Below are 3,273 nucleotides of genomic sequence, written 5' to 3' on the forward strand. Positions count from 1 at the left end.
GGCGCTGGCCGCCGGAGAACGCGTGCGGGTACCGGTCCATGTAGTCCGGGGACAGACCGACCTTGCGGAGCATGACGGCCACCCGGTCGGTCAGCTCCGAGCCTCGCGCGATGTTGTGCGCGATCAACGGGTCGCCGACGATCTGCCGGAGCGTCATCCGCGGGTTCAGCGACGAGAACGGGTCCTGGAAGACCAGCCTGACCTGCCGCTGGTACGGCCGCAGCCGGGCTCCGGACAGCTGCGCCAAGTCGACGACGTGCCCGTCCGGGGCGCGGTAACGGATCTCACCGGACGTCGGCGTCTCGGACCGGACGATGGACCGGCCCAGCGTCGTCTTGCCGCACCCGGACTCCCCCACCAGTCCGAGCGTCTCGCCGGGACGGATCGTCAGGTTCACCCCGTCGACGGCGTGTACCTGCCCCACAGTCCGGCCGAAGAAGCCCTTCTTCACCGGGAAGTGCACCCGGAGGTCCCGCACGTCGAGCATCGGCGCGAGGTCATCCTCGCCGCCCGTCCCGTCGCCATCCGGAACCGCGCCGACGGTATAGCCCGTCGAGCCGGCAGCTTCGTCCGGTGCATCAACGGTTTCCCCGACCGCTTCCCCGGCCAGGTCAGCAACGATCGGCAGAAGTTTACGGCCGCCGGGGACCAGGCTCGGCTCATACAGCACGCACTGGACATGGTGTCCCGGTGCCGGCGTGACAGTGGCGGGGTCGGAGGCGTCACACAGCCCGTCGATCGCCTCGTCGCAGCGCGGATGGTAACCACAGCCCGCCGGCCGGCGTGCGCCGTGCGGAACCTGTCCCCGCACCGTCACCAGCCGCTGGCGCGTACCGGCGCCCATCCGCGGGACCGAGCCGAGCAGCGCTCGGGTGTATGGATGTTTCGGGTCGGCGAAGATCTCGTCGACGCCCGCATGTTCCACCACACGGCCCAGGTACATGACGGCGACCTCATCGGCGATCTCCGCCACCACACCCAGGTCATGGGTGATGAACAGCACCGACATCCCGGTCTCGCGCTGCAACTCGGCGAACAGGTCCAGGATGCGAGCCTGAATGGTCACATCCAGAGCCGTGGTCGGTTCGTCGGCGATCAGCAACGAGGGCCCACATGAGAGCGCCATCGCGATCATCACGCGCTGGCACATTCCGCCCGAGAGCTGCCACGAATAGGCGTCCACCCGGGCTTCCGGCTTCGGGATGCCGACCCTTTCGAGTAGCGAAATCGACTCCTGCCGGGCCTGTTCCTTGCCCATCCCGCGGTGCAACCGGAGCATCTCCCCCAGCTGTGCGCCCACCGTGTACATCGGCGACAGCGACGCCATCGGCTCCTGGAACACCATGGAGATCTCCTGGCCGCGAAGCCGGCGCATCTGCTGGCCTCGCGGATCCAAGCCGGCCAGATCGACCCGGCCGCCGTCCGGGCTGTGCCACCAGACGTGGCCCGCGGTGATGCGACCCGGCGGGTCGATCAGGCCCAGTACGGAACGAGCGGTGATGCTCTTACCGCACCCGGACTCCCCGACCACGCAGACGGTTTTGCCGGCGGGGACGGCCAGGTCAACACCGTCCACTGCGCGGACGATCCCATCTCGGGTATCGAACTGTGTGTAGAGCCCGGAGATCTCCAACAAAGGAGCCGCTGCCGACCCATCACGGGCGTCCGCCGTGACGGTGGCTGTGCCCGTGGCGCCGTCGTCGGCCCTCATGTCCGTCCCCTTCGACGTCGTATGGAACATCAGTCAGTCCTCACTTGTACGGGTCCGCGGCGTCACGCAGACCATCGCCGACGAAGTTCAACGCCAGAACCGAGACGACGACAGCCAAGCCGGGCAACAGCAGCCATGGGGCGTCCTGCAGGACCCGGAAGTTCTGCGCCTGCTCCAGCAGCACGCCCCAGCTGACGACCGGTGCCTGCAGGCCCAGGCCCAGGAACGACAGCGCGGTCTCGGCCAGGATCATCGCCGGGATGGACAGCGTCAGCGAAGCGATCAGGTGGCTGGTGAACGACGGGAGCATGTGCCGGAAGATGACCCGGCGGCGTTTCGAGCCGTCCAGCCGCGCCGACGCCACGAACTCTTCGGTCCGAAGTGACAGGAACCGGCCACGCACCACTCGTGCCAGGTCCGTCCACGCGATGGTCGCCAGGATCACGGTGATGGCGAAGTACCGTTGCAGCGGCGACCAGTCTCTCGGCAGAGCCGCCGCCAGCCCGAGCCACAGGGGCAGAGTCGGCAACGACATGAAGAACTCGACGACACGCTGGATCAGCGTGTCCGTCTTCCCGCCGACGTACCCCGAGATTCCACCGAGCACGATGCCGAACGCGAACGCCATGGCGACGCCGACCAGGCCGATGGTCATCGAGATCCGAGTGCCGTGAATCATCAACGACAACAGGTCCCGGCCTCGTCGATCCGCGCCCAACAGGTAGAGCGGCTCGTCCGCGTCCTTCGGACCGATGAGATGACGGTCCCACTCGATGACGCCGAACAGCGTGTACGGTTCACCCTTCACGAAAAAACCGACGTCGACCTTGCGGTCCTCGTCCTTGGTGTGGGTCAGGGCGAACGTGTCCGGATCCTGTTCCAGCTCGTAGCCGTACGTATGCAGGCCCCAGTCCCAGCCATCACCCGACGTGTCGACCACGCTGAGCGTCTGTGGCGGGGCGTAGATGTAGTCCGAGTCGAACGCGCTGGTGGAATACGGGGCCAAGAAGGGCCCGAACAACGCCACGAAGTAGAACACGCCCAGCGTCACCAGGCCGGCCATCGCCAGCCTGTGCTTGCGGAAACGCCACCACACCAGCCGCCACTGCGACGCACGGTCCCGGTCGAAGCCGCTCGAGCTTGTCTGCTCGTTCAACGTGCTTGTCATCGCCAACGCCTCCTCAACCTCACCGCACGCCTGCTCGGACCCGCGGATCGATCCGCGCCAGCAGGATGTCGGACAGCAGTGTCCCGATCACCGTCAGCACGCTCACCAGCAGGATGATCGCCCCGGCCAGGTACATGTCCTGGCTCTTCAACGCCTGGAGAAGCAGTGGTCCGGTCGTCGGCAGCGAGAGCACCTGGGAGACGATGATCTCCCCCGACACCAGCGACGGCAGCACCCAGCCGACGGTCGACAAGAACGGGTTCACCGCTACCCGCAGCGGATACCGGAAGAGGATCCGCTGCTCGGACAATCCGTGCGACCGCGCCGCCACCACGTACGGCTTGCGCAACTCGTCCAGCAGGTTCGCCCGGAGAATCCGGATCAGCCCGGCGGT

General features: G+C 67.1%; 3 protein-coding genes. All 3 read right to left on the reverse strand.

Going from position 1 to position 3,273, the window contains the following annotated elements:
• A partial coding sequence (locus ELR45_RS28935; RefSeq protein ID WP_205857483.1) for a dipeptide ABC transporter ATP-binding protein occupies positions 1–1,741 on the reverse strand: 1,741 nt, incomplete at its 3' end.
• Between the two features lie 10 nt (positions 1,742–1,751).
• A complete protein-coding gene (locus ELR45_RS28940) occupies positions 1,752–2,879 on the reverse strand; it encodes an ABC transporter permease (protein ID WP_129669404.1) in 1,128 nt (375 codons plus the stop codon).
• Between the two features lie 19 nt (positions 2,880–2,898).
• A partial coding sequence (locus tag ELR45_RS39515) for an ABC transporter permease subunit (protein WP_205857484.1) occupies positions 2,899–3,273 on the reverse strand: 375 nt, incomplete at its 5' end.

Origin of the sequence: Phytoactinopolyspora endophytica (assembly GCF_004138495.1) — a bacterium.
GTDB classification, from domain to species: domain Bacteria; phylum Actinomycetota; class Actinomycetes; order Jiangellales; family Jiangellaceae; genus Phytoactinopolyspora; species Phytoactinopolyspora endophytica.